This is a genomic window from Atopococcus tabaci DSM 17538, assembly GCF_000429585.1.
GTDB lineage: Bacteria > Bacillota > Bacilli > Lactobacillales > Carnobacteriaceae_A > Atopococcus > Atopococcus tabaci.
Genome location: NZ_AUCD01000014.1, coordinates 1 through 25,050, shown reverse-complemented (window position 1 = coordinate 25,050; position 25,050 = coordinate 1). Strand labels below are relative to the sequence as shown.

22 protein-coding genes are annotated in these 25,050 nt (G+C 46.4%); 8 read left to right on the top strand and 14 right to left on the bottom strand.

Annotation, left to right across the window (positions count from 1 at the left end):
• The first annotated feature begins 113 nt into the window (after nt 1-113).
• Together G470_RS0103700 and G470_RS0103695 are read left to right on the top strand one after the other, a co-directional pair.
• Nucleotides 114-1,640, top strand: coding sequence for an AbgT family transporter (locus tag G470_RS0103700; protein WP_028273653.1), 1,527 nt, complete (start codon nt 114-116; stop codon nt 1,638-1,640).
• Between the two features lie 22 nt (nt 1,641-1,662).
• A complete protein-coding gene (locus tag G470_RS0103695) occupies nt 1,663-2,865 on the top strand; it encodes an amidohydrolase (protein ID WP_028273652.1) in 1,203 nt (400 codons plus the stop codon).
• A 45-nt stretch (nt 2,866-2,910) separates the two neighbouring features.
• Here the strand turns inward: G470_RS0103695 and G470_RS0103690 are convergent, their stop codons facing one another.
• The 6 genes from G470_RS0103690 to murB form a co-directional block, all read right to left on the bottom strand.
• Nucleotides 2,911-3,984 carry an ABC transporter substrate-binding protein gene (locus G470_RS0103690; protein WP_028273651.1) on the bottom strand — a complete coding sequence of 358 codons (1,074 nt, stop codon included), beginning with the start codon at nt 3,982-3,984 and terminating at the stop codon, nt 2,911-2,913.
• Nucleotides 3,981-4,826 (bottom strand): ABC transporter permease, encoded by an 846-nt coding sequence (locus G470_RS12600; RefSeq protein ID WP_035445007.1) that lies wholly within the window; start codon nt 4,824-4,826, stop codon nt 3,981-3,983. Before G470_RS12600 ends, G470_RS0103690 begins: the two co-directional genes overlap by 4 nt.
• The gene (locus G470_RS0103680; protein WP_028273650.1) at nt 4,826-5,635 is read right to left on the bottom strand and encodes an ABC transporter permease; all 810 of its coding nucleotides are present in this window, start codon (nt 5,633-5,635) and stop codon (nt 4,826-4,828) included. Before G470_RS0103680 ends, G470_RS12600 begins: the two co-directional genes overlap by 1 nt.
• Nucleotides 5,632-6,735 (bottom strand): ABC transporter ATP-binding protein, encoded by a 1,104-nt coding sequence (locus G470_RS0103675; protein ID WP_028273649.1) that lies wholly within the window; start codon nt 6,733-6,735, stop codon nt 5,632-5,634. Before G470_RS0103675 ends, G470_RS0103680 begins: the two co-directional genes overlap by 4 nt.
• 38 nt (nt 6,736-6,773) lie before the next feature.
• Nucleotides 6,774-7,316 carry a helix-turn-helix domain-containing protein gene (locus G470_RS0103670; protein WP_028273648.1) on the bottom strand — a complete coding sequence of 181 codons (543 nt, stop codon included), beginning with the start codon at nt 7,314-7,316 and terminating at the stop codon, nt 6,774-6,776.
• A gap of 185 nt (nt 7,317-7,501) precedes the next feature.
• Nucleotides 7,502-8,458 carry a UDP-N-acetylmuramate dehydrogenase gene (murB, locus tag G470_RS12595; protein ID WP_051258403.1) on the bottom strand — a complete coding sequence of 319 codons (957 nt, stop codon included), beginning with the start codon at nt 8,456-8,458 and terminating at the stop codon, nt 7,502-7,504.
• 422 nt (nt 8,459-8,880) lie between these two features.
• Here murB and G470_RS0103660 point away from each other — a divergent pair, with 422 nt between their 5' ends.
• Entirely contained in the window at nt 8,881-9,642 is a 762-nt protein-coding gene (locus G470_RS0103660) for an exodeoxyribonuclease III (protein ID WP_028273647.1), read from the top strand.
• A gap of 120 nt (nt 9,643-9,762) precedes the next feature.
• Here G470_RS0103660 and G470_RS0103655 read toward each other — a convergent pair whose 3' ends face one another.
• The 3 genes from G470_RS0103655 to G470_RS0103645 form a co-directional block, all read right to left on the bottom strand.
• Nucleotides 9,763-10,479: a GntR family transcriptional regulator gene (locus G470_RS0103655; protein ID WP_028273646.1), complete on the bottom strand. Its 717-nt coding sequence runs from the start codon at nt 10,477-10,479 to the stop codon at nt 9,763-9,765.
• Between the two features lie 129 nt (nt 10,480-10,608).
• Nucleotides 10,609-11,910 carry a PTS cellobiose transporter subunit IIC gene (gene celB, locus G470_RS0103650; RefSeq protein WP_028273645.1) on the bottom strand — a complete coding sequence of 434 codons (1,302 nt, stop codon included), beginning with the start codon at nt 11,908-11,910 and terminating at the stop codon, nt 10,609-10,611.
• Between the two features lie 26 nt (nt 11,911-11,936).
• A complete protein-coding gene (locus G470_RS0103645) occupies nt 11,937-13,334 on the bottom strand; it encodes a family 1 glycosylhydrolase (RefSeq protein ID WP_035445003.1) in 1,398 nt (465 codons plus the stop codon).
• Nucleotides 13,335-13,783: 449 nt separating this feature from the next.
• Here G470_RS0103645 and G470_RS0103640 point away from each other — a divergent pair, with 449 nt between their 5' ends.
• A complete protein-coding gene (locus G470_RS0103640) occupies nt 13,784-16,420 on the top strand; it encodes a cation-translocating P-type ATPase (protein WP_028273643.1) in 2,637 nt (878 codons plus the stop codon).
• Between the two features lie 350 nt (nt 16,421-16,770).
• Here G470_RS0103640 and G470_RS0103635 read toward each other — a convergent pair whose 3' ends face one another.
• Nucleotides 16,771-18,198: a 6-phospho-beta-glucosidase gene (locus G470_RS0103635; RefSeq protein ID WP_028273642.1), complete on the bottom strand. Its 1,428-nt coding sequence runs from the start codon at nt 18,196-18,198 to the stop codon at nt 16,771-16,773.
• Nucleotides 18,199-18,473: 275 nt separating this feature from the next.
• Here G470_RS0103635 and G470_RS0103630 point away from each other — a divergent pair, with 275 nt between their 5' ends.
• The 3 genes from G470_RS0103630 (at nt 18,474) to G470_RS0103620 (ending at nt 21,436) form a co-directional block, all read left to right on the top strand.
• Nucleotides 18,474-19,007 carry a 3'-5' exonuclease gene (locus tag G470_RS0103630; RefSeq protein ID WP_028273641.1) on the top strand — a complete coding sequence of 178 codons (534 nt, stop codon included), beginning with the start codon at nt 18,474-18,476 and terminating at the stop codon, nt 19,005-19,007.
• A gap of 259 nt (nt 19,008-19,266) precedes the next feature.
• Nucleotides 19,267-20,712, top strand: coding sequence for an amino acid ABC transporter substrate-binding protein/permease (locus G470_RS0103625; protein WP_028273640.1), 1,446 nt, complete (start codon nt 19,267-19,269; stop codon nt 20,710-20,712).
• A complete protein-coding gene (locus G470_RS0103620) occupies nt 20,705-21,436 on the top strand; it encodes an amino acid ABC transporter ATP-binding protein (RefSeq protein ID WP_028273639.1) in 732 nt (243 codons plus the stop codon). The genes G470_RS0103625 and G470_RS0103620 overlap by 8 nt, the downstream gene beginning before the upstream one ends.
• Nucleotides 21,437-21,726: 290 nt before the next feature.
• Here the strand turns inward: G470_RS0103620 and G470_RS0103615 are convergent, their stop codons facing one another.
• The 4 genes from G470_RS0103615 to G470_RS0103595 form a co-directional block, all read right to left on the bottom strand.
• Nucleotides 21,727-22,254 (bottom strand): GNAT family N-acetyltransferase, encoded by a 528-nt coding sequence (locus G470_RS0103615; RefSeq protein ID WP_028273638.1) that lies wholly within the window; start codon nt 22,252-22,254, stop codon nt 21,727-21,729.
• Nucleotides 22,255-22,263: 9 nt separating this feature from the next.
• Nucleotides 22,264-22,740, bottom strand: a complete 477-nt coding sequence (gene tsaE, locus G470_RS0103610) for a tRNA (adenosine(37)-N6)-threonylcarbamoyltransferase complex ATPase subunit type 1 TsaE (RefSeq protein WP_028273637.1) — start codon at nt 22,738-22,740, stop codon at nt 22,264-22,266.
• 118 nt (nt 22,741-22,858) lie between these two features.
• A complete protein-coding gene (gene pta, locus G470_RS0103600) occupies nt 22,859-23,842 on the bottom strand; it encodes a phosphate acetyltransferase (protein ID WP_028273636.1) in 984 nt (327 codons plus the stop codon).
• A gap of 113 nt (nt 23,843-23,955) precedes the next feature.
• Complete coding sequence (locus tag G470_RS0103595; RefSeq protein WP_028273635.1) at nt 23,956-24,648, bottom strand: uracil-DNA glycosylase; 693 nt, start codon at nt 24,646-24,648, stop codon at nt 23,956-23,958.
• Between the two features lie 214 nt (nt 24,649-24,862).
• Here G470_RS0103595 and G470_RS12590 point away from each other — a divergent pair.
• A partial coding sequence (locus G470_RS12590; protein ID WP_035445001.1) for a hypothetical protein occupies nt 24,863-25,050 on the top strand: 188 nt, incomplete at its 3' end.

The following is a 25,050-nucleotide window of genomic DNA, read 5'->3' as shown; positions in this document are numbered from 1 at the left end:
CTCCCCTGCAGCGTATGGAATAGAAAGTAACCTGGTTGTCTAAGGAACGCACAACATGTAAAATATAAGAATATGTCATTGCTGTACATACCTATACATAAGGAGTGAGTCCATTGAAAGATCAAAAGAAAAGAAGCGCTGTTGACCGCTTTTTAAGTTGGATTGAACGCGTTGGAAACAAAACACCAAACCCGGTAATGATTTTCATTCTCTTGATTGGGGTCATCATTTTTGCTTCATGGGTATTCTCGCTGCTGGGAGTATCTTCTGTTAACCCCGCCACCAACGAAGTGGTCCAAGTCGAGAGCCTGCTGACGAAAAGCAATCTTATCCGTATAATTGAAGAAGCCATCACTAATTTCACCGCTTTCCCGGCCTTAGGACTGGTGTTGACTGTGATGTTAGGGATCGGTTTGGCTGAACGATCCGGTTACTTCGAAGTCATGCTCACATCTGTTGTTGAAAAAGCACCAAAAAATCTTGTGCTTTGGGTGATTATCTTGGTTGGGGTTCTCGGAAACGTTGCAGGAGACGCGGCACCGATTGTGATGCCTCCTCTTGCCGCCATCATTTTCCTGAAGATGGGTTACCATCCGATAGCCGGTGCGATTGTGGGATATGTAGCTCCTCTTGGCGGCTTTGCGGCCAACTTGATTCCCGGCATGTCCGATGCATTGGTTTTTGCCTTTACCGAACCGGCCGCTGCCTTAGTGGACCCCTCCCTGCAAGTGAATGTATTGATGAACTACTACTTTATCGCTTTTTCTACGCCCATCCTTGTCATGGTCATCTATTGGATATTGAAAAAATATACGCTGCCGCGTTTGGGCACGTACAACCCTGAAGACAGAGAAGAACAAGTGGAAGCCAAAGAGTATACCGAGCAAGAACGTGCTGCGGTTAAATGGGGAAATTGGAGTGCGTTGTTGGTCCTTTTAGTTCTCCTTCTCCTGACCATTCCCGAAAACGGCCTGCTGCGGAACCAAGAAACCGGCAGCATCGTCAACGATTCACCGTTGATGAACGGTATCGGCATCATCATGACCATCTTCTTCTTTGTTCCGGGCCTCGTGTACGGAATCAAAGCCGGAACCATTAAAAATTCCCATGACTTTGCTTTCATGATGACCAAATCCATGCAGTCTATGGGAAGTTTTATTGTGATTGTTTTCTTCGCCTCCCAAATGATGGCGTACTTCAACTGGAGCAATTTGGGCACAGTGCTTGCAGTCGAAGGAGCTGGTCTGCTTCAAAATGCCAGCGGTCCTGTACTGATTATAGGGTTCATCCTGCTCACGGCATTCATCAACATGTTTATCGGAAGCGCCAGTTCCAAATGGGCCATTTTGGCTCCAATATTCATTCCGATGTTCATGTTGTTGGACTTCCACCCGGCATTCACTCAGATGGCTTACCGTATCGGTGATTCCATCACGAACCCTCTAAGTCCGATGATGCCCTATATGCCTTTGTTGTTAGCCGTCGTTCAACGTTACGACAAAAAATCCGGAATCGGAACCTTGATGGCCAATGCATTGCCGTATTCGGTAGCAATTGGAATCATTTGGACAGTGCTGTTCATCGTATGGTATCTTATCGGATTGCCGCTGGGACCAAACAGTCCGGTCTTCTTAAGCTGATAAAGAGATGGAGGAATGAAAAATGGAATTATTGACCACTGAATGGATGAAAGACATCGAGTCACGGAAGGAACAAGTGATTGAGTACCGCCGTTATCTGCATCAACATCCGGAATTGTCCTTCCAAGAGTACCAGACAAGCCAGTTCATTTACGACGAAATGAGTAAGCTGGACAATGTGGAAGTCACCCGCCCTACCGAAACTTCTGTGCTGGTGAAAATCACCGGTGGAAAACCAGGGAAAAAAATCGGGTTGCGTGCCGACATTGACGCTCTTCCCATCCAAGAAGAACGCGATGAGTTGGAATTCAAATCACTCAACGACGGCATTATGCACGCGTGCGGACACGACGGACACACCGCCATTTTGATGGTGGCTACCCAGTTTTTGGCGGAGCATGCCGAGGAAATTGAAGGAGAAGTTTACAGCATCTTCCAACACGCCGAGGAACTGCCGCCGGGTGGCGCGCAGGAAATGGTCGCGACCGGCTTGTTCAACGACTTTGACTTCATCTACGGCCATCATTTGATGTCGACTCTTCCTGTAGGGACCATCGACATCAAAAGCGGACCACTCACAGCAAATTCTGATTTATACGAATTGACCATCCATGGAAAAGGCGGACATGCCGCTTACCCGCAGACCAGTATCGACCCGGTCATTATCGGAGGACAGATTTTGGAGAAATTCCAAACCATCATCTCCCGCCGCCTTCAACCACTGCATCCGGCCGTCATTTCAAATACGGTGTTCCATGCCGGTGACCGCAGCGGGTTGAACGTGATTCCAGACAAAGCCTTTTTAGGCGGAAGCGTCCGGACGCACCATGCGGAATCCCGAGAGTTGATCAAAAAAGAAATGGAACAGATGGTCAAAGCAACCTGTGAAGCTTACGGAGCTTCGTATACGTTCCAGTATCATTACGATTATTCCGCCGTAAACAACAACGAAGAAACCACCCAGATTGTTGAAAAGATTGCTGAAAATGTGTTCTCGGGTGAAATCACCCATCTCCCTCCATCTATGGGCGGGGAAGACTTCTCAGCGTTTTCGGACATTGTGCCGTCCACGTATCTTTGGATTGGAGCGGGAAATCCAGAAAAAGGTTATGATTTCCCTCACCACCATCCGAAATTCGCCCTCGACGAAGACAGTTTCTTGACCGGAGTGAAGCTGTTTGCCGCTGTAGCCATGAACTTCTCTCCATTAAGTACAGACAACTAAAAAACAGGCTGCTTCCTTCAAAGGAGCAGCCTGTTTTTTAGTTGTTTAGTTTCTTTGGATTTTGAATTCCAGGAACAAATCATTATAGATGCCGAGGTATTCCGGCCCCAAGTTTTCATATACTTCCAAGCGGTCCATCGTTTCTTCGCTTGGATAAAACTGTTCATCGGAAATGGTTTCTTCCGGCAAAAGTTCCATCGCCGCTTCATTTGGAGTGGAATAGCCAATGTAATCGGCGTTTTGTGCGGCATTTTCCGGTTCCAGCATAAAGTTGATGAACGCATACGCCGCATCCGGATTTTGCGCTGTTTTTGGAATCACCATGTTGTCGAACCACAAATTTGACCCTTCTTCCGGAAGCACATAATGAAGTTTTTCATTTTCCCACATCATATCCGCCGCTTCGCCGGAGAATGTGACGGCAACGGAAGCCTCTTCTTGAATCATATAGGTTTTGATTTCATCGGCTACAATGGCTTTTACACTCGGAACCAAGCCGTCCAGCTTATCAGCGGCTTCTTGCAGTGCCTGATCGTTGGTTGAATTCAAGGAATACCCCAAACTCTGAAGGGACAAGCCCATCACTTCACGCGCGCCGTCGATCAGCATCACGCTTTCTTTCAACGCTGGACTCCATAAATCATCCCATGAATCGAGCGATTCGCCGTCAATCAGAGTTTCATTGTAGACAATTCCCAATGTTCCCCAGAAATAAGGGATGGAATAACGATTCCCGGGATCGAACGGCTGGTCCAAGAAATCCTTCACGAGGTTGTCCATTCCTTCAATGCGCGAATGATCCAATTCCATCAACATGTCTTCTTGAATCATCCGGTCAATCATGTATTCACTTGGAATCACCAAATCATATGCGGTCCCGCCTTGCTGAACTTTGGTGTACATCGCTTCGTTGGAATCGAACGTCTCGTATACCACGCGGTACCCGGTTTCTTCTTCAAACTTCTCCAGCAGTTCCGGATCGATGTAATCTCCCCAGTTATAGAAGTAAAACGTGTTGCCATCGGTGGCTCCGCCTGCCCGGTCTAACTGCACGCTTGCAAGATGCAGAACACCGGACAGCGCCAAAACAGCAACAGCCATTAACGTGAGTTTTTTCAACGTGGGCTCACCGCCTTTTCATGGTTCGTCGGATCTTTCACCGCTGTGCGCTTGCGTTTGTTTTTCTCCAGGCCTTGTTGGATAAAGTAGTAGCCTACAACCAGTCCCAAAGCAAACAAAAACAAAATGGTGCTCAACGCGTTGATTTCCAGACTGACACCTTGACGCGCACGGGAATAGATTTCCACAGACAATGTGGAAAACCCGCCGCCTGTCACGAAAAACGTCACCGCAAAGTCATCCAAAGAATAAGTGAAGGCCATAAAGTAGCCGGCCAAAATCCCCGGTGTGATGCTCGGCAGGATAATCCGGCTCAATACTTGAAAAGAATTGGCTCCCAAATCCCGTGCCGCCGTCACCATGGAATCGTTCATCTCCTGCAGACGCGGCAACACCATCAATACGACAATTGGAATACTGAAGGCGATGTGCGCCAAGAAAACAGACGTGAAGCCCAATTGGAATCCGACCATCGTAAAGAGGATCAACAGGCTCGCCCCGATGATAACATCTGGAGACACCAGCAAAATATTGTTGAAGCTGAGCAGCGTGTTGCGGGTACGGCGCTTTTTGACATAATAGATGCCAATTGCCCCGAATGTTCCGATGATGGTCGCTGCCAGGGCTGACGACAAAGCCAATTTCAATGTGTCCAACGCAATCCGAATCAAGCGGGTGTCTTCAAACACCGCTTGGTAATGTTCCCAAGTGAAGCCGGTGAAGCTGTTCATGGTCCCGCCAGCATTGAATGAATAGTAAATCAAATACGCGATGGGCGCATACAACAACAAAAATACAAAGACCAAGTACAGATTGGCCCATTTGAATGAGCGTTTCTCCATCATTTAGCCGCTCCTTTCTTTCTCTCTCCTGTCAAGAGCATGATCAAGACCATGATGATGATCAACACCACTCCGATCGTTGACCCCATTCCCCAGTTTTGAGTCACCAAGAAGTGCTGTTCGATGGCGGTTCCCAGCGTGATCACGCGGTTACCGGCAATCAAACGGGTCAGCATGAACAAAGATAAGGATGGGATAAAAACAGCCTGCACGCCGCTTCGAACCCCGCTCAAAGACAGCGGAAAAATGACGCGCCGGAATGTTTCCCACTGGCTGGCTCCCAAATCCCGGCTGGCGCTGACATAAGAGGGGTGGATTTCTTCAATGGCATTATAAATAGGCAACAGCATGAACGGTATCTCAATGTATGTCGCAACCAGCAGGAAACTGGCGTCCGTAAACAAAATCTGCTGCCGGCCGACGCCGATAAACGCCAAGAAGTCGTTGACGCTGCCGCTTTGGCTGAAAATGCCGATAAAGGCATAAGCTTTCAACAATACGTTGATCCATGTCGGCAAAATCAGCAGAAGCATCCACAACTGTTTGCGTTTCAACCGCGTCAACAGATACGCTGCCGGGTAGCTGATCACCAATGTCACCAACGTAATCAAAAATGCGTAGAAAAAAGAGCTGAGCGTCATCGAGAGGTAGGTTCCCGAAGTGAAATACTCTACAATGTTTCCGAAAGTAAATTGCCCATGAATGTCAAAGAAGGATTGATAGAGAATCAAAAACAATGGAATGATGACGAATAAGGCCAACCATAATAGATACGGAACAAACAAAAAGACTTTCGGCTTTTTTGTCACACCCGCTCACCTTCTTCCGTATACGTTTCGATACGGGCGTCGAATTCTTCTTCTGTTTCATCAAACCGCATGACGTGAATGTCCTGCGGCTCAAACGACAGCCCTACCTGCTCCCCCACAATCGCTCTGCGTGTGGAATGGACCATCCATTCGTTGCCTTCTTCATCGTAACCGATGATCTCATAGTGAACTCCACGGAACAACTGTGTGTCAATTTTCACGACCAAGTTTCCTCTTCCAGGAGAAGTCAGAATCAAATCTTCCGGACGGACAACCACTTCAACCCGTTCGTTTGGACGCATCCCGCCGTCCACACATTCGAACACTTTGCCGCCAAATGCCACTCGGTAGTCTTCAACCATCGTGCCTTCGACGATGTTGCTTTCCCCGATGAAGTCTGCCACGTACCGGTTGATCGGTTCGTCGTAAATATCGACCGGTGTGCCGCTTTGAACGATTTCGCCCTCTTTCATGACAAAAATTTCGTCACTCATCGCCAACGCTTCTTCTTGATCGTGTGTGACAAAAATGAACGTGATGCCCAAACGTTGCTGCAATTCGCGCAATTCATACTGCATCTCTGTACGGAGCTTCAAGTCCAAAGCCGAGAGCGGTTCGTCCAACAGCAATACGTCCGGTTCGTTCACCAATGCGCGGGCGATGGCTACACGCTGGCGCTGACCGCCCGACATTTCACTGATGTCCCGATTGGCATAGCCTTCCAACCGCATCATCCGCAGTGCTTCAGAGACTTTTTGTTCGATTGTCTTTTGGTTCATCTTTTTGATTCGCAAACCGAACGCAATGTTTTCAAACACATTCATGTGCGGGAACAAGGCATAATCTTGAAACACCGTGTTGACTTTCCGTTTGTTCGGCGGTACATCATTGACTTTTTTTCCATCAATCAAAATGTCCCCGTTGGTTGCATCAGTGAATCCGGCTATCAAGTTCAATATGGTTGTCTTCCCGCATCCGGACGGACCCAGAAGCGTGTAAAACTTCCCCCGTTCAATATCAAACGACACACTTTTCAACACTTCCATCTCGTCGTAACGTTTGCTGACGTCTTCAAATCGAATGATTGTATTTTCTGCCATCTCCAACACTCCTCGCTTTTCACTCACATTTCATTTAACTATAAGTAGGACTCAGTGACCACCATAAGGGCTTGACTCTCTCCGTCCGCATCATTGAACAACTGGTGCTTTTTGTCGGCCCGGAAATAAAGGACATCCCCTTTGTCGGCATAGTACCGTGATTTTCCCAGTTCCAAACAAAGTCTTCCTTCTTTCACAATAACAAACGTTTCCGCTTTGGAGGGTGGAAATTGCTTGTATGAGCCGTTTTTCTTAAAATTCAGTTCCACCGGTTCCATCACTTTTTCATTGGATTCCGGAACAAGCCATTTCAAGAGGTAGCCTTTTTCCGGATCTTCGAATTCGTTTCCTTCTTCTTTGCGGTAAACGACTTTTTGTTGCTGGGCTTCGTCGTCAAAAAACTCTTTCGGCGTACAGCCCAACACTTCCAACATGGAAAAGAATACTTCCAATGACGGCATGCTCAAGTCCCGTTCAACTTGAGAAATATAGCCTTTGGTTAAATCTGTACGTTCCGCCAGCTCTTCTTGAGTTAAATTCTTTTGCAGGCGCAAATTTTTGATTCTGCTCCCTATCTGCATAGAGTCCTCCAATTTGTTTACTATGAGAAAACTTCCACTAACAAAAGTTTACTTAAACTAATCTTTTTGTTTACAACAGGAATTATTATACGACTTTCAGCCGCAAAAGCAACAAAAATTTAAAAAGAAAAAAGCTTTCTTCAGCCTTTTGTGAGGCGAAGAAAGCTCTGTCTTTTATTTGTTGGTTAAAACGCTAATCCGGCATCCACTGTGGCATCTTCCACTACTGTTTCAGTCGTCACGGGATCTTCTCCAATGATGCGGACCTCAGTTTCCAGACGGACTTGGTTTTCTTCCCAAATCACTTGCTGGATGTGGCGGATCAATTCGATATAGTCGGTCGCTGTTGCGCCGCCTATATTGACAATGAACCCGGCATGTTTGGTGGAAATTTGCGCTCCGCCCCATGTCAATCCTTGCAGGCCGGCGTCTTGAATCAGTTTTCCGGTGAAGTAACCTGTCGGACGCTTAAAGACGCTTCCGCAAGACGGGTATTCCAACGGCTGCTTGGATGAGCGCAGGTACGTGAGTTCATCCATCCGGGATTTGATTTTTTCTTTGTTCCCTTTTTCCAATTGGAACGTCACTTCCAACACAATATCTTCTGTCTCTTGGATGATACTGTGACGGTAATCAAATTCCATCTCTTCGTTGCTCATCATCAACACACGGCCGTCCAGCGTCAGAACTTCCACTTCTTTGATGACTGTGCGGACTTCTCCGTCGTACGCTCCGGCGTTCATGTACACGGCCCCGCCGATACTTCCGGGGATGCCGCATGCAAATTCCAATCCCGTCAAACTTGCACTGTATGCACGTTTGGACACATCAATCAGCGCCGCTCCGCTTTGGGCTTTGATGACATTTTCTTTGACCTTCACTTGGTCCATTTCCGTCAAAATGATGACTACCCCACGGATGCCGCCGTCTTTGACGATAAGATTGCTGGCATTTCCTAGAACAGTCAACGGCCATTTACGGGCATGGATCCAACGCACCAGTTTAATGAGCTCTTCTTTTTGACGGGGAAAAATCACCGCATCAGCAGGTCCGCCGGTTTTCGTATAGGTGTATTTGGACAACGGTTCATTCAATTTAATGATCGATTCAGGAAAATCCTTTTTGATTTCTTCTGCATTCATAATGGTATAAGTATCCTCTCGCCAGAATTTATTTAAAAAACGTGCCCAACTCTCCATCTCGACTGATGGCTGTACGATGACTTTACCGTAGGCAAATGGCATCGAAGTCAAAAGCATCGTTTTCTCTTGTGCCAAAGACACAATCACTTCAGCGGCACTGACGCCCTGAAATTGCTGTTCAAGCAGCTAGATTAAGATTATTTTAACACGCTAACTTTGAATATAACAATTTTTTTCATAACATTCAATATTTGTTCAATTTCAAACCGCTTTCTTTTCTATGTATAGGCTCAGTGTAACAAATTTCCCATTTATATTAAAACAAAGGTGATTATTTTTCTCACAAACAAAGAAAATTTACTTCTTTCATTCTATCCGATATCATTGAAACAAGTAGAGTGTTTGAGAAGGAGACTGAAGCGATGAAGTTAGTTTCATGGAATGTGAACGGCTTGAGAGCCATTGTCAAAAAAGGATTCATGGAATTTTTTGCAGCATCAGATGCCGATTTCTTTTGTGTACAAGAAACGAAACTGCAAGAAGGACAGATTGAATTGGATTTGCCCGGGTACTATGACTATTGGAATTATGCAGAACGTAAAGGCTATTCGGGAACGGCGATTTTCACCAAACACCGACCGGTTTCCGTAAAGTATGGAATAGGAATCCCGGAACACGACACGGAAGGCCGTGTGATTACATTGGAATATGAAACTTTTTATGTTGTCACCTGTTACACACCCAATTCCCAAAGCGAATTGAACCGGTTGGATTACCGGGTCCAGTGGGAAAAAGACTTCCGGGCGTACATCAATCAGTTGGATGCGGAAAAACCCGTCATTCTCTGCGGTGATTTGAACGTTGCCCACAAAGAAATTGACTTGAAGAACCCTTCCCGCAACCGGACCAGCGCTGGATTTTCCGATGAGGAACGCTTGGAATTCACTCGTTTGTTGGACCACGGATTCACGGATACGTTCCGTTACTTCTATTCCGACAAAGAGGGCGCTTATACATGGTGGAATTACCGGTTCAATGCCCGAAAAAACAATGCCGGCTGGCGTATCGACTACTTTATCGTCTCTGACCGCCTGCAGCCTTATATGGTGGACGCAGTCATCCATTCTTCCATTATGGGATCGGACCATTGCCCGGTGGAACTTCAAATCGATTTACCGATTTAATCACTTCCCATTAACTACGAAAAGAACGAGGCTGGAACTTTTGTTCCGCCCTCGTTCTTTTTTTCGCCCTTAATTAAAAAAATGCCCTGCCGTGCAGAGCAGATGCCTGTTTTAGCACATTCAATTATCTTGTTTGACATCAATGACATTGTAACTGCGTTTGTCATAGCGGTTGCGGCTTCTGGAGTATTCAAACGGCCTTCCGTCTTTCAAATAGATGACTTGCTCTACTTCCAATACGGGATCCTGTTCGCCGCAATCCAAATATTTATAATCGTATTCACCAGGCTTGTCCGCATGAATCTGGCGAAATGCCCCGCCGAACTTCAATCCCAGCTCTTCTTTGACATATGCATAAATAGACGATTCTACATGTTCTTTAGCTAATCCCGGTACCAAATCTGCCGGCATATACGTGTGTTCCAGAATCAGTAAATCCTCGTCGACCACCCGTTGCCGGATTATTTTATAGACGGGATTGTTTTCTTCCACCATCAGTTTTTCTCGAATTTTTTCAGAAGGAAACCCGATTTCGAATTCAATTGCCTTGGACACCAGTTTGTGCCCTTTCATCTGAGTCGTCAGTCCTTCGTATTCATCCACCAGAGAATCACGGCCGGCCATCAGAGCGTTTTTCATGACAAACGTCCCTGCTCCCCGCTGCCGATAAATCAGTCCTTCCATCGCCAGAATGTCCAATGCTTTTTTGACCGTCATACGACTCACGCCAAACGCTTTTGCCAAACTGTTTTGATCGGGAATCATGGAATCTGCCGGGTATTCTCCGGAATAGATTTGTTCCCTGACTTTATTTGCGATGTCTTTGTATTTCACCATATCCCCTCTCCCCCCACATCTATTCAGTATAGAACAAAAAAATTAAAAAATACAGATTTTTCAACTGATTGAGAAAGAGCTTACCCGGCAGACGAGTAAGCTCTTTCATTACAACGCGGTGTCATGTTCTTATGAGTTTACTGAATCCGTTGTGGACGTGGCGATATCATCACGAAGGTTCGCTTTGTCCAGTGCTTTCAGGAACGGGAACCAAATACCGGCAATCAATGCAAGGTCAATCAGCTGCAAAACGCCCCCCATGACGGAGTTCGTGGCCAGCATCCCGTTAAAGAACACCGGCACTGTCCACGGTACGGCCACCCCTGTCGGCGTTGGGAAGATACCCAAGTTCATCATGGTGTAGTTAAAGGTTGTGACCACTAACGGAGTCAACAGCCATGGAATTAAAATAGTGGCGTTCAACACAATCGGCAATCCAAAGATGACCGGTTCGTTGACATTAAACAGTCCCGGAGCCACCGCCAGTCTGCCGACGTCTTTCAACTGCCGGCTCTTCATCACAAACGCCATCATGATGACAACCATCAACGTCATGCCTGAGCCACCCATACCGACAGTGTAAATTTCGATAAACGGTTTGGTGATGATGTTTGGCAGCGCTTCTCCAGCTTCATAAGCTTCCAAGTTTTCCAGCATCAACGTGTTCCAGATCGGGTCCATTACAGAGTTGACGATAATTTGCCCGTGCAAACCGAAGAACCAAAGCAACTGAACGAAGAACAAGGCAACCAATGTCGCAGGCAAGCCGCTTCCCAATGCCAGCAGCGGGCGTTGAACAAGTGTGAAGATCAAATCATGCATGTTGGTGTTCAACGCTGTGGTGACCAAAGCGTTGAGCAGGGTAAAGAAGCCCAATGTAATGATCGCAGGAATCATCGCCGAGAAAGAACGAGAAACCGCAGCCGGAACTTGTTCCGGCATTTTAATGGTGAACCCGCGCTTGGTCAAGCGGACATAAATTTCAGCAGCCACGAACGCGGCAATCATGGCAACAAACATCCCTTCCGCTCCCAGACGCGCTGTGGTCAATACGCCGCCGACTTCTTCTCCCGCTTCTGTCGTAGTGAAGAATGGCGTCAAAATCAAAAAGGAAGACAGGGCGATGGCGCCGCCGAACACCGGGTCCACATCATACGAACGGCTGAGGTAGTATCCGATCCCAAAACTGACGAACAGCGACAGGATGGACATGGTAGCATTTTGTCCGTTCCCCAGCAGGGAGTTCAATGTCCCTTGAAGTTCCGAACTGAAAAATGGCAAGTTGTTCAACACAACGATAATGGAACCAAACATCGTTAGTGGAAAAGCCAGCATAAATGCGTCTCGAATCACAAGCAAATAACGGTTTTCGCCGAGTTTTGCGGCAAGAGGCAAGAGTTTCTCGCTCAGTTTGTCAATGAACGTATTCATCGTTATTCCTCATTTCTTTTATTGTATTAGTCCTCAAATCCATTTGCTGCGGTCATCTCTTTGAACCAACGGCCGCTTTTCTTGATTGTACGTTTTCCTTCGTTTTCCAAATCGACCGATATGAATCCGTAACGGTTTTTATAGGCATTGGTCCAAGACCAGTTGTCCATACACGTCCACATATGATAGCCTTTGACGTTCACGCCTTCTTCAAGCGCTTGGTGGACATATTTCAAATGCCCTTTGATGAAGTCAATCCGATAGTCGTCTTCAATGACGCCTTCTTCATTGATGTAGCGTTCTTCGCCTTCCACACCCATCCCGTTTTCCGAGATGAAGCAAGGAATGTTGCTGTAGTTGTCCCGCAGATTGATCAGCAGATCGTATATGCCTTTTTCGTAAATCTCCCATCCGCGGTAAGGATTCATCTTTTTCCCCGGCATGTCGTAGTTATCAAAATAATCATCTGGCATCGGACCCTCGGCCAATTTTTCCGTTGATTCTTTCGCTTTGATGCGCCGCGGTTGATAATAGTTGACACCGAGTAAGTCGACCGTATTCTCTTTGATGATGTCCTTGTCACCAGGTTGTACATCCGGCAAGTGATCGATTTCGCGAAGCAGCTCAACCAATTCTTGCGGATATTCTCCTTTGATAGCCGGATCCAAGAATGAACGGTTGAAGAATAAGTCTGCTATACGGGCCGCTTTTACATCTTCAGGATTGTTTTCATCACGCGGGTAGCTCGGAGTCAAGTTCACAATGATGCCAATCTCTCCATCCTGTCCCATTTCCCGATATTTTTGGATAGCCAAAGCACTGGCCAAAGCTTCATGGTACGCTACTTGAACGGCCTTTTTCATGTTTACTTCCAGCGGATAATGGAACTGGTACAAATATCCTCCCTCCACCGGCACAATGGGCTCATTGTGGGTAAACCATTTCTTCACCCGGTCACCAAACAATTCAAAACACTTCTCAGCATAAGCAACATATGCTTCGACGGTTTCTCTGTTTTCCCATCCCCCTTTCTCCTGCAACGCCATCGGCATATCAAAGTGATACAAGTTGATAAAAGGCTCGATGCCGTTTGCAATCAATTCATCAATGTAGGAATTGTAAAATTTGACTGCTTCCGGATTCACTTCTCCTGTGCCTTCCGGAATCAACCGACTCCATTGGATGGATGTACGGTAGGAGTTGTGTCCCGTTTCTTTCATCAATTGGATGTCTTCTTTGTATGTTTTATAAACATAAGAAGCCTTTTCTGGTCCTACTCCATTGAAAAAGCGTTCCGGCTCCTTCTTGTACCAATAATCCCAAATGCTGTCGCCTTTTCCGTCCCCTTCAAAAACGCCTTCTGTCTGAGGCCCGCTTGTTGCCGATCCCCACCAAAATGTTTCTGGAAATGTGTACTTCATAATGCCCTCCTGTTAAATGTATAGTCTTTTATTTACAATGATTTTACATTTAAACATTGAGTATTGCAAGCGTTTTCTTATTTTTTTATCTATTATTGATAATTTTTGCTTGTATTTTCAAAAAATCCCTTGTAGAATAAATCTTGTCAATTGAATAGCGAGCATAGAGGGAGTAACTTGCACCTTCGTGTGACAGTATCACCAATTCTGTAGTTTTCATTTGCTACTGGTACTGTCTTAATTAGTGAGACTTATGCGACTGTTAACAAACAACAGGCGTATAAGTCTCTTTTTTTGAGGGTTCCTTCCTCCATGCACGCAACGCAGAAAGGAAAGGAGCGTGGCACAATTGGTCCTGGAAGCTTAGGAAATGTGGTTTCTAAGATTCTGGTCAACGCCATGTCATGTGGCGTTTTTGGAAGTAATTTCTTATAAAAGAAAGGAAGTTTGTGTTGGAAGTATATCAGAAGTCTATTCCTCAAATTATTCAAGAGTATCAAACGTATCGTGAGGGTCTCAAGCAGCAAGAAGTTCAACGTAGACTTGAACGCGATGGCTTAAATGAAATCGAGCAAGGTGAATCGGCATCGACTCTTCAATTGTTTATCGAATCATTCAAAGATCCAATGGTGATTGTGTTACTTATCGTAGCACTCGTCCAGCTGTTCTTGGGCGAAGTCGTTGAATCAGTGATCATCTTTGCAGTGTTGATCATCAACTCCATTTTGAGTGTGGTCCAAACCAAAAAAGCAGAAGATTCATTGAATTCATTACGAAACTTATCCGCTCCTGCCGCCAAAGTTATCCGGGATGGCAAAACAGTGACCATTCCTGCGAAAGAAGTGGTTGTCGGAGACATCGTTGTATTAGAAGCAGGCGATTATGTTCCTGCAGACGGACGTTTGTTGGACACCGGATCCTTGCAAATTGAAGAAGGCATGTTGACTGGGGAATCCGTTCCAACTCAAAAAAATCCTGACCAATTAGTGCAAGAGGTTCCTTTAGGTGACCGGACCAACATGGTGTTCAGCGGAACACTGGTCACTTACGGCCGCGGTGAGTTTGTCGTTACAGCTACTGGAAACGACACTGAAATGGGTAAAGTTGCGGACCTGATTCACAGCGCAGGTGCAAAACAAACCCCGTTGCAACGTAAATTAGAAGACTTCAGTAAAAAATTGGGAGTCTTCATCTTGCTTCTCTCTGTGTTGATTTTCGGAATTCAAGCTGTACGTATTCTGTTTGGAGAATCTCAAGCAGTCCAAACACAGTTGTTGGACGCCTTCATGTTCGCGGTTGCTGTAGCAGTTGCGGCGATTCCTGAAGCTTTGCAGTCCATCGTCACCATCGTTTTATCCGTCGGAACAAGCAAAATGGCGAAAAAACATGCGATTATCCGCAAACTCCCGGCAGTGGAAACGTTGGGATCCACCAGCATCATTTGTACCGACAAAACTGGAACATTGACGCAAAACAAAATGACAATTGTCGACTACTTCCTGCCAAACGGCCAAACCGGAGACTTCAACGACCAGCCGGAGACTTGGTCTTTTGATGAAAAACGTTTGATGCAGATTGCTGTATTGGCCAATGACTCCAGCATCAACGAAGACGGCCACTCCATCGGTGACCCGACAGAAGTGGCGATGGTGGCTTACAGCAATAAAATGAACCAACCTTACGAGGATGTTCGTAAAACTTACCCTCGTTTAGGTGAATTGCCTTTCGACTCCGACCGTAAGTTGATGTCCACTGTCCACAACCTTGACGGAGAATCCGTTCTTCTTACAAAAGGTGGACCTGATATCGTCTTTGGCCGCTCCTCAAAAATCTTGATCAACGGCCAAGTGGAAGACTTTACGGACGAGCACTTGAAGGCACTTCAAGAACAGAACGAACGCTTCTCCGACCGTGCCCTCCGTGTGTTGGCATTTGCTTACAAACCAATTGCTGAAGGCCAAGAAGTAACGTTTGAAGATGAAAATGATTTGGTATTCGTCGGTTTGATGGCGATGATCGATCCGCCTCGTGAAGAAGTTTACTCAGCCATTCAAGAAGCGGAAGCTGCCGGCATCAAGACCGTCATGATTACTGGAGACCATAAAACAACCGCTCGTGCCATCGCCAGAGACTTGAACATCTATAAAGAAGGCGACATGGCATTGACCGGACAAGAGTTGGACGCCCTGTCTGACGAAGAATTGCACAAAGACCTTGAGAAAATTTCTGTCTACGCACGTGTGTCACCGGAAAACAAAATCCGGATTGTCGACGCTTGGCAGAAAAAAGGCAAGGTTTCTGCTATGACAGGTGACGGCGTCAACGATGCACCAGCATTGAAACAAGCCGACATCGGAATCGCGATGGGAAGCGGAACAGACGTTGCAAAAGACTCTGCTGCCATGGTTTTGACGGACGACAACTTCGTCTCCATTGTCAGTGCCGTGTCTGTTGGACGTAACGTTTACAACAACATCAAAAAAGCCATTGCGTATTTGTTCTCCGGAAACTTGGGTGCGGTTATTGCCATCATCGCTGCGTTGCTTTTGAACTGGGTTTCCCCGTTCACTGCGTTGCAGTTGTTGTTCATCAACTTGGTAAACGACTCCGTACCGGCTATTGCACTTGGTATGGAACCAAGCGAACCGAACATCATGAAGCAATCCCCGCGTGATCCAAATGAAGGGATCTTCGCAGGCGGCACCCTTTCTTCTGTTGTATTCAGAGGTGCTTTGATTGGTATCGCCGTCATCATTTCCCAAGCGATCGGTTTGCAATACTCTGCAGACATGAGTATCGCCATGGCGTTCACTACCTTGATTTTGGCTCGGACACTTCAAGTGTTCCCGGCTCGTTCCAATTCACAAACCGCTGTTCAAGCCGGTTTCTTCGCAAACAAATACGTCATCTACGCGTTCATCTTCTGTATGGGATTGTACGCAATGACAATGGTTCCTGCGATTCGTCCAATCTTCAACATTCCTGCTGAATTCGGACTGACTCAATGGGGTATCGCTGCTGGATTGGCCCTTGCTTCTGTGATCATCATGGAAATTGGCAAACTCGTGTTGCCGTCCAAAGAAGGTTAATCCAATCTTGCTTCTGGAATACAGTTCGACTGAAGAAGACGCATCCGAGTAAGCTGTCTGGTGGTTCTGGTGCTTTTAGTTGTACACTCTTTGCTCAAACGAAATACATTCCAACTTTATAAGATAGTTCCTTCGAGAAGGGTTCTCAAGAGACTTATTTGAGCCAATCATGGATTATTTGCTCTGAGACGCGTTCTCACACGAAATACTGTCCCCTGCCTTCAGTTATCTCTTTTTTTGAGGCGGCTTCTCAAAAGAAATAACGGCACTCTATTTCAAATAGGTACATTGAGAAGGTTGTTCAACGCATAAAAACGCCTGCCCAGAATTAAATCGGGCAGGCGTTTCTTTTATTTCATATGTTCTGCAAGCGTCCCTTCATTGGTTTCCATCAACTCATCGACATACGCCACTGTTTCGGGTTGCGTTTCTTCGATTTCTTTAATTTTGTCGGCGAATTGCGGGAGATGATCTTTGTGTGCGTACAACATTTGGTCCAATAATGTCTTGGCGATGGTTCCGCCTGGTATCAATGGGTTGACGGTAAAGGCCTGCAAAGCAGCACCGTAGTCTCCTTCCACCGCTGCGCGGATGGTAGTTTCTTCCATCCCTTTCATGTTTTGAATCACACCTCGTGCGGACGCATTCGGGAAAGCGCCCCAATTGTACGGTTCAAACCCATGGGCGGTGACCACTCCAGATACTTCCACTGCGCAGTCATACGGCAAATCAGTGATGGTACCATTGTTTTGTGTGGATACAACCATGTTCGTCCGTTTGTCGTTTTGAATGGACGCGATGATCTCACATGCCGCATCGCTGTAGTGTGTGCCTCCGCGCTGGGAAAGTTCTTCCGGTTTGAAGTCCAATTTCGGGTCTTTGTAGAGTTCGAACAAACGCGCTTCCGTCTGCTTCACCACCTGGGCACGGGTCTGCCCTTTTTCGAAATCCTCTATGGAGTGCTGCAGCATTTCGTCTTCAATGTAATAATAGCGGTGGTACCCACATGGCAGCATTCCCAAGTCTTTGATTTGCTCATAGTGGAATTGGGCGTTGTGGATGTTTTTCAAGTGGCTCTCCTGCTCCTCATCTTTTGGCCCGTAGATGAGGTCGATCACTTTGTCTGTCAATTCGTTTCCGCGCTTGTCCCATACCCGGTGCCAATGGAAGTGGTTGATTCCGGCAAACTTGAAGAACAACTCTTCTTCTGGAACTCCGAGTTTTTCCGCCGCCATCGAGCAATGCCCGATCGGCACGTTACATAAGCCCAATGTCCGTTCCCAACCGCCGTATTTGATGGCCGCTTCCGTGACCATGCCGGCCGGGTTGGTGAAGTTGATGAGCCACGCATCCGGACATTGTTCTTTCATGTCTTCGATGATATCCAAAATCACCGGAATGGTACGGAATGCTTTGAAAATGCCGCCGGCTCCGTTCGTCTCCTGTCCCAAAATGCCGTGCGACAGTGGAATGCGCTCGTCTTTCACCCGTGCATCCAACAATCCCACCCGGAACTGGGTGGTGACATAGTCCGCATCTTTCAACGCCGCTTTGCGGTCCAGTGTCAATGTCACGTTCCAATCCAACCCAGCCGCTTTGACCATCCGTTTAGCCATCTCGCCGACGATATTCAGTTTTTCTTTTCCTTCTTCGATATCAACCAACACAATCTCTTTGATGGGCAGTTGATCCTTGCGCTTGATGTATCCTTCAATCAATTCAGGAGTATAACTGCTTCCGCCACCGATTGTCACAATCTTCAATGCTTCTCTGCTCATTTGTCTCCTCCTACCTTTTGATGAAAGCCTTTTCCACACTTACAGTTTACTGTGGACCTCCATACAAAGCAAGCTTTTTCCTAAGCTGTTGTTCCTCCCATTATCGTACACTTTGCCGGCGGGTCAGCCGATTCCACGAGAAAAACGAATCACGAGCACGGCGACGGCTGATGATGAATTGGCGGTAAACACACTGAACGTTCATAAAAAAACCTCTGTTACATTTCTTGTTTTTTGGTATACTAGACAAGAATATATGTTCGGAGGTGCCGCAAATGAATTTTGTCGCTATTGATTTTGAAACAGCCAACCGCCAAAGACACAGCGCCTGTTCCCTTGCCTTGACCGTGGTGAAAGACAGCCGAGTGGTGGATGAATATTATACGTTGATCCGTCCGGAGACCTTCTTTGATTGGCGGAATGTACAAATCCACGGCATTCGCGAACAAGACGTTGTCGATGCTCCCCGCTTCCCTGAAGTATGGGAGGAAATCCGCCATCACTTCCAACCTCATTCCTTGATTGCGGCCCACAACTTGCCGTTCGACCGCGGTGTTTTGCTGGGAACATTGGAATACTATGGGATTGAAAAACCTCATTTCCAAACAATCTGCACCGTCCAGTCCAGTCGACGTTTGTTGAAAGAGCTGCCTAACCATAAGTTGAATACCGTATCGGAATACTTGAATATTCCTTTGAACCGTCATCACCACGCATTGGATGACAGCCGGGCATGCGCCGGAATTTTGCTGCATCTTGAAAATCGATTCGGCACCCATCCATTAAAGCCACTAGTGAAATACTGCTGACAGACAGAATTTTTCTGTCTGTTTTTTTATATAGAAATGCATGTTTATTCTTCGTACATATAAATCATTCATTTTTCGTCTTGAACCGACGCTTTACTAATCGAAATCTAATTATCCATTACCGATAGACAAGCTTTTTCGTAAAAATACTTTCTTTACTAATCTATTTCTAATATAATCTTGAATAGTTATCATTTGCATTCCGGAAATGATTTCTTGTAATCTGTAACATAGACTTAGTTTAGAGGAGAGAAGAACAATGATTAGAAAGCAGACAAGTGCTTTTTTACTTGCATTAACGTTTGTCGCTTCTTTTGCGTTGAGTTTGCTCCCGGTGTCCAGTGTATCGGCAACGGAAGACAACCACTATACGATTGCAACAGATGTGACCTTTGCTCCATTTGAGTTCCAAAATGCAGATGGGGAATATGTCGGAATTGATATTGAATTACTGGAAGCCATCGCGGAAGATCAAGGGTTTACCTATGACTTGCAGCCGATGAACTTCAGCGCTGCCGTGCAGGCTTTGGAATCAAATCAAGTCGATGGAGTGATTGCCGCCATGAGCATTACGCCTGAACGGGAAGAAAACTTCGACTTTTCTGAACCTTACATTGACGCAGGTCCAGTTATCGCTGTCCACGAAGACAACGAGGACATCAACTCATATGAAGATTTGAACGGCAAAACCGTGGCGGTAAAAGTTGGAACCACCGGGGCACAGTTTGCCAACGAACTGGCGGAGGAGTACGACATTCAAATCAATCAGTTTGAAGATTCCGCCAACATGTATGAAGATGTCGCTGCCGGACACTCCGATGCAGCTGTGGAAGACTATCCGGTCATGGCCTATGCCATCCAACAAGGACTGGCTCTACGGGTGGCAACTGAGCCGGAACAAGGATATCCGGTTGGCTTTGCAGTCAATGGAGGTCAAAACCCTGAACTGCTGGAAATGTTCAACGCAGGTTTGACAAATGTCGTCGAAAATGGCACGTACGAAGAAATCATGAATCGCTATTTGGGAGAAGAAGCGGCGTCAGCTCCAAGCGGCGGATTTTTCGCGTTGCTTTCCCAAAACTTTGATTCATTGATGAGCGGTTTAGGACGGACGTTGGTATTGACGCTGGCTTCCTTTGCTATTTCATTGATTGCCGGAACCATCATCGGCTTGTTCAGCGCTACGCCAAACAAAGCGTTGAACCTCATCGCGAATATTTACGTGACCATCTTACGAGGTATCCCATTGATTGTTTTGGCGTTCTTTATGTACTTTACGGTTCCACAGTTGTTCCGTCTCCAAATCAGTGCCTTTACAGCCGGGATCATTACGTTGAGTCTGAACACGACTGCATATATCGCCGAGCAGGTCCGAGGAGGAATCGCGGCGGTCGACAAAGGACAATTGGAAGCCGCACGAAGCTTGGGACTGCCGTATGGTACATCCATGCAGAAAGTTGTCTTGCCGCAAGCCATCAAAATTATGATTCCATCTTTGATCAACCAATTCGTCATCACGTTGAAAGACACGTCTATCCTTTCCGTCATCGGCATTGTCGAATTGACGCAAACCGGACGCATCATCATCGCCCGTTCCTATGAATCAGGTGCGATGTGGATTATTGTAGGGGCAATTTACTTGATCATCATCACCGTGTTGACGAAGCTGTCCAACCAAATCGAGAGGAGGCTTATAAATGACTAAATTAAAAGTAGAAGGTTTACGAAAAAGCTTTGGAGACAATGAAGTCTTGAAAGGTTTGAATTTGGAAGTCAACGAAGGCGAAGTTGTCGTCATCATTGGGCCTTCCGGTTCCGGGAAAAGTACTTTTTTACGATGCATGAACTTATTGGAGTCGATAAACGGCGGTCGGATCATCATCGATGACTACGATTTAACCGATCCCGCCCAAGACATCAACAAAGTCCGTGAGAACGTCGGGATGGTGTTCCAGCAATTCAACTTGTTCCCGCATTTGACTGTGGTGGAAAACATCACCTTGGCGCCTAAACAATTGCGCAGCTTGTCAGACAAAGAAAGCCGCGAATTGGCGCTGCGTTTGCTGGACAGTGTCGGGATGGCCGAAAAAGCGGACGTCTACCCGAACTCCTTGTCCGGCGGGCAGAAACAACGGGTGGCCATTGCCCGGGCGTTGGCGATGGAACCAGACCTCATGTTGTTTGATGAACCAACGAGTGCACTGGACCCGGAGATGGTCGGAGATGTATTGGAGGTCATGCAACGTCTGGCCAAAGATGGCATGACCATGGTGGTCGTTACCCACGAGATGGGGTTTGCGAAAGAAGTGGCTGACCGTGTCGTCTTTATGGACGAAGGCCAGATAGTCGAAATCGGCCCGCCTTCCCAAATCTTTGATCAGCCTGAAAATGAACGCACCAAAAACTTCTTGGACAAAGTATTGGTCTAAGTTGATTTCAATTGATGCTTCTTCAAAACGAAAACCCGTTTTTGCGGGTTTTCGTTTTGTTATATTTTATATAGACAAACCGGTCGGTTGTTCAAATAATCGATGGGAAATTACACCATTTGGGCATCCTCTCCCTTTTCGGACCAAATCACCGGCCGCCGCCCCTTTTATTTGGTCCGTTTCCTTGTTTTTGGACCAAATTGTGATTGAAAGAGCAAGTTATTTGGCCCAAGCCCCCATGACACAAAAAAAGCAGTGCAAACCACCAATTGGCTTGCACTGCTTTTCGATTATATATTCCCGATCAACCGGCTCATTAAACAAACAGGCAGATATTCTCCATCGATGAAGACGCCGCGTTCCATGACGCCCTCCAAGCGAAACCCGACTTTTTCGTAAAGGTTACGTGCGCGAGTGTTTCTTTCTTGGACTTGAAGCTGGAGCCGCTTGAGGATGCCGGTCTCTTCTGACCAAGCTATGATTTCTTCCATCAACACTGTCCCCAGTCCCATGCCCCAAAACTCTTCGTGGACCACGATGCCGACATCACCTATATGATGAATTTTTTGCTCATCCGAAGAATGAACAGACGCAGCACCAATCATCCGCCCGCCGTCCAGCGCCACAAACAGGCAATTAGAGGCGGAATCAAACAACTCAGCCAAATGTTCTTGTTCTTCTTCCACACTAATGTCTCGCTCCTCGGTTTCCAAAAACAGGAAATCCGTCTGCCGGGCGGTCTCGTCCATAAACGCCAACAGTGCAGCCGCATCATCAGGCACAGCTTCCCGAATGATCAGTTCAATTGATTCGCTCATAGCGGTCCCTCACATTTTCCAGTTTTCGGACAGCTTAGCGACAATCTCTTCATACCGTTTTCCGACTGCTTCCAGCTGAATGTCCCGTTCCATGCCTGCTTCATCGGTAACGGCGAACGTAATTTTCAAATATTCGTCCGGCATTTCTTCTTCTACCAACGAGCCCCATTCGACGACTGAAACGCCTTCGCCTTCGAAGTATTCTTCCAAGCCCATTTCATCCGCTCCGGTTTCTTCCAGACGGTACAAATCCATATGGTAAAGCGGCAGACGCCCTTCCGTGTACTCACGTATCAACGTATAGGTCGGGCTCTTGATGGCCCGCTTGATTCCGAGTTCTTCCGCCAATCCCTTGGTGAACGTGGTTTTCCCCGCACCCAGCTGTCCTTCCAACAAGATGGTGCTCCCCGGTGAAAGCAGACGGGACAACACGGCGGCCAACCGCTTGGTTTCTTGTTCAGTTGTTGTGTGGTATGTCTTCCTCATTCATCCCAAATCCTTTTCATTTAATATAGAAATATCATAACGCAGGCAAAAAGAAAAAGCGATGAGAATCTCATCGCTTTTTTCCTGTTTGGATGGTTTCAAGCGGCCCTCCGCTTGATTAGTCTTCCATGATTGCTTGGTTTGCAGTGATGATGGCCGTCTTGTAGACGTCTTCTTCGTTACATCCACGAGACAAGTCGGAAACGGGTTTGTTCAACCCTTGCAAGATTGGTCCAACCGCTTCAAATCCTCCCAAACGTTGAGCGATCTTGTAGCCGATGTTTCCGGATTGCAATTCTGGGAAGACAAACACAGTTGCTTCTCCTGCTACTTTGGAACCTGGAACTTTTTGGTCTGCTACAGATTTCGCGAACGCAGCGTCAAATTGCAAATCTCCATCAAATTCAAATTGTGGAGCCATTTCTTGTGCCAATTTCGCAGCTTCTGCCACTTTGTCTACTTCCGGCGCTTTAGCTGATCCGTGTGAAGAGAAGCTGAGCAATGCGACTTTTGGTTCGATGTCGAACATTTTCGCAGTACGTGCACTTTCCACAGCAATTTCTGCCAATTCTTGGGCGTTCGGGTTCACGTTGATGGCACAGTCTGAGAACAAGTATTTTTCTTGGCTGCGTCCGCGCAACATGATGAACGCTCCGCTTGTACGGCTGACGCCTGGACGAGTTTTGATGATTTGAAGTGCTGGACGAACCGTGTCTCCTGTTGAGTGGATCGCTCCGCTGACCATCCCGTCTGCTTTGTCCATGTAAACCAACATGGTTCCGAAATAGTTGCCGTTTTTAAGAATTTCACGTGCTTGCTCTTCTGTCGCTTTTCCTTTACGGCGTTCTACAAAAGCCTCAACCATCGCATCAAATTCTTCATATGTTTCCGGATCGATGATATCGATACCGCTCAAGTCGAATCCGTGATCTTTTGCTGCTTTTTTCACTTCATCTGGATTGCCGACCAAAACTGGTACAATCAAATTTTCTGAATGCAAACGAACCACCGCTCCAAGAATACGAGCATCTGTCGCTTCCGGGAAAACAATTTTTACGTCTTTTCCGCTAATTTTTGATTTTAATACTTCAGCTAATTCCATTTTATTCCCTCCATTTTTAAGGTTCTCTTCACATAATAACACATCTTGTTCGTAATTTTACAGATATGCAGGAGTTTTCCTCAACTTTGGTTTAACGCATCCATAAGAAAAAATTATTCTTCTTGTCCCGGGTCTTCAGGAAGCCGCCAATCAATTGGTTCCTGCCCCGATTCCTGCAGTAATTCATTTGTCTTCGAAAACGGTCGGGAGCCGAAGAACCCTTTTCTCGCAGAAAACGGACTCGGATGAGGAGACGTCAAGACGTAATGCTTGCTTTCGTCGATGAGTTCTCTTTTTTGGATGGAGGCGTTACCCCACAAAATAAAAACAACAGGGCTTTCTTTTTCGTTCAGCCGTTGAATCACTTCATCGGTCACCAATTCCCATCCTTTCCCTCTGTGGGAATTCGGTTCCCCTTTCCGCACTGTCAAAACTGTATTCAGGAGCAGCACTCCCTGCTCCGCCCAACTGCGCAGATAGCCGTGGTCCACCGGAGGGATGCCCAAATCGCTTTCCAGTTCTTTGTATATGTTTTTCAAAGACGGGGGGACTTTCACTCCCGGTTGCACCGAAAAGCTGAGGCCGTGTGCTTGGTTGGGTCCATGATACGGATCCTGCCCCAAGATGACCGCCTTGACTTTGTTGTAAGGCGTCCATTCGAAAGCCTTCCAAATATGGTACATATCGGGATAGACGGTGGCTGAGTTGTACTCTTCCTTCAAAAATTCCCGTAACTTCTCGTAGGATTCTGTATCGGTCGCTTCTTCCAAAATGGTTTTCCAGTCATTCTCCACAGGCAGTTTCATATGATTCCCCTCTCTTCTTTTTTCACTCTTTCATCTTACCGGTTCCGCCCAAAAACAACAACCAAATCCAATTGTTTAGATGTTGTTAAGAAAAAGTCCTATGTGTAAAATAGTTGTCGGAAAGTAAAATAGTAGGGTAAGAAATTAAAGTAGACAAAAAGGAAGAAGACCCTTAATCTAGAGATAACCACAAATCCAGAAAAGAGGTCTTCTTATGAATCAAATTATAGCAGAAATTGCCAGTATATTAAAGGATTCTGAAACATTATTAGACAGTGAAATACGATTAGATCAATACCTTCCAAAAGTCATGTGTGAGCTGGTTTCCAAAGCAATCGAGATGATTGATTTGGAATTAATTCATACTTATAAAGAAAAAGGATACGATATACAGAAAACAAT

Bases quoted from the DNA above. Each gene is read 5' to 3' on its own strand.
- celB (WP_028273645.1), bottom strand. From the start codon at position 11,910: ATGAATACGTTCATTGACAAACTGAGCGAGAAACTCTTGCCTCTTGCC.
- murB (WP_051258403.1), bottom strand. From the start codon at position 8,458: ATGAATGCAGAAGAAATCAAAAAGGATTTTCCTGAATCGATCATTAAA.
- G470_RS0103635 (WP_028273642.1), bottom strand. From the start codon at position 18,198: ATGAGCAGAGAAGCATTGAAGATTGTGACAATCGGTGGCGGAAGCAGT.
- G470_RS0103595 (WP_028273635.1), bottom strand. From the start codon at position 24,648: ATGAAACTGCCTGTGGAGAATGACTGGAAAACCATTTTGGAAGAAGCG.
- G470_RS12600 (WP_035445007.1), bottom strand. From the start codon at position 4,826: ATGGAGAAACGCTCATTCAAATGGGCCAATCTGTACTTGGTCTTTGTA.
- G470_RS0103660 (WP_028273647.1), top strand. From the start codon at position 8,881: ATGAAGTTAGTTTCATGGAATGTGAACGGCTTGAGAGCCATTGTCAAA.
- G470_RS0103615 (WP_028273638.1), bottom strand. From the start codon at position 22,254: ATGAGCGAATCAATTGAACTGATCATTCGGGAAGCTGTGCCTGATGAT.
- G470_RS0103670 (WP_028273648.1), bottom strand. From the start codon at position 7,316: ATGCAGATAGGGAGCAGAATCAAAAATTTGCGCCTGCAAAAGAATTTA.
- G470_RS0103625 (WP_028273640.1), top strand. From the start codon at position 19,267: ATGATTAGAAAGCAGACAAGTGCTTTTTTACTTGCATTAACGTTTGTC.
- tsaE (WP_028273637.1), bottom strand. From the start codon at position 22,740: ATGAGGAAGACATACCACACAACAACTGAACAAGAAACCAAGCGGTTG.
- G470_RS0103630 (WP_028273641.1), top strand. From the start codon at position 18,474: ATGAATTTTGTCGCTATTGATTTTGAAACAGCCAACCGCCAAAGACAC.
- pta (WP_028273636.1), bottom strand. From the start codon at position 23,842: ATGGAATTAGCTGAAGTATTAAAATCAAAAATTAGCGGAAAAGACGTA.
- G470_RS0103695 (WP_028273652.1), top strand. From the start codon at position 1,663: ATGGAATTATTGACCACTGAATGGATGAAAGACATCGAGTCACGGAAG.
- G470_RS0103620 (WP_028273639.1), top strand. From the start codon at position 20,705: ATGACTAAATTAAAAGTAGAAGGTTTACGAAAAAGCTTTGGAGACAAT.
- G470_RS0103655 (WP_028273646.1), bottom strand. From the start codon at position 10,479: ATGGTGAAATACAAAGACATCGCAAATAAAGTCAGGGAACAAATCTAT.
- G470_RS0103675 (WP_028273649.1), bottom strand. From the start codon at position 6,735: ATGGCAGAAAATACAATCATTCGATTTGAAGACGTCAGCAAACGTTAC.